General features: G+C 51.7%; 1 protein-coding gene. It reads right to left on the bottom strand.

The features are described 5' to 3' along the window. Window positions 1-520: 520 nt before the first annotated feature. Window positions 521-1282, bottom strand: coding sequence for a hypothetical protein (locus BLQ98_RS18015; RefSeq protein ID WP_141135395.1), 762 nt, complete (start codon window positions 1280-1282; stop codon window positions 521-523). Window positions 1283-1434: the final 152 nt, after the last annotated feature.

The raw sequence follows: 1434 nt of genomic DNA, 5'->3' as shown, positions 1-1434 counted from the left end.
ACAATCCATGGAGAAACTCCCTCAAATCCATGAAGCACGGACTCGCAGAATACACGCGTCATCGGAAGGTGGGGTCTAAACAGCGGTTACGATACAAGTTTGCAGCCTTTCCGTATTTTCTGCGTTGAATATTTCAGATGCCGTTTTGGTTTGTATGTTTTAGTTCCGGGGCAGAAACTCAAACAAGAAAACCAAATGGTATCGTATAGTGGCAGGTCCAAGCGTCTACTCTCCTCAGGGATAACCCGGCGGGCAGAGCCAGGTTCGGTCGTATCCGTTGCACACTGGAAAAGTGGTCTTCTGAAGTCAGTCGAGGGAATGGGCGAAGCCGAATGATATCTTTGTCCGGCCATATGGGCGTTGGTCGATACGGAGTGCGGCTAATCATCAGCAGGTGCGCTTTTCGTTCGTCTGACGGCCTGCCTATTGGTTCAGTAGTGCAAACCTCTCGCTCTGGTTCTTCACCCAGCCGTGAAGCTAATGGTTAAAACCCCTGAAGCGGGCACGGACCTGTCCGGTCTTAGTCATCTATCAAATCTTGCAAGGTTCTGGCCTTCCTGCGCACGTAGTACTGAGATTTTTTGAGACCGTATTTCAGCCAGGGCTGTGACCGAGAAGTATCGTTGTCAGCGAGGTATTCTGCACGAGGCACGGCACCGTTTTGCTGACGGCGCTGCCTTTCGGCAGTCGCACGGCGACGCCTTTTTTCCTCTTGAGGGACAACTTGTTTCAGTCCAAGGCTACGGGCAGTTTTGGAGCTGATGCCCAAAGCTTCGGCTATCGTCTCGCCCTTGTAATAATATCGTCCGCCTGGAATCACTTTGTCGGAATACGGCAGTTTAGCCTTTTCCTCAGCTTGCTTGATGATCGCGTTCACTTCCCCAATGCTTAGACCAGGCGTGGCGATCTCGGCCATCTTCGCAATGTCCTGCCCAATAGTGCTGGTATCCTTGAAGTGGGTAAGACAGGTGGCATAGAAGTGCAGCCACACGTTTCTGTATCCCTCATCAATCACCCCCCCATTTGCGTTCCTATATTTTTCGAGGTCTTGCAGTATCACGCTAAATCGACGGGCCTGCGTAAGGCCTGCAGGCATGTTTGTCTCTGTCTCTGTCTCTGTCTCTGTCTTCGGTTTTGAGCTTTTCGGCTTGGTTTTTGCATTTAGGTCAGCTCGTTTGGGACGACCACATGCGACAAAGATCTGATCTGCCAATGTATCGAAAGAATGCCTCGCCCCAGAACCGCCAGTTACCTTGACCGTTCGGTTCACTTTCTCGTTCACTGATCCTGGTATGCGGAAAAGGCGGGACGTGTCTTTGGCTCTTTTATCAACTCCGAACGGCCGTGTTGCATAGATCAACTGCAACTCAGAGCGCGCCCTACCCGAGACGGAATTCAGGCGGTACGTTCAAAGCTTGGGTGGCCAAGTCCGGT

Origin of the sequence: Sulfitobacter litoralis, assembly GCF_900103185.1 — a bacterium.
Taxonomy (GTDB): Bacteria; Pseudomonadota; Alphaproteobacteria; order Rhodobacterales; family Rhodobacteraceae; genus Sulfitobacter; species Sulfitobacter litoralis.
The sequence above is the reverse complement of the archived record's forward strand: the minus strand, read 5'-3'. Positions and strand labels throughout refer to the sequence as shown.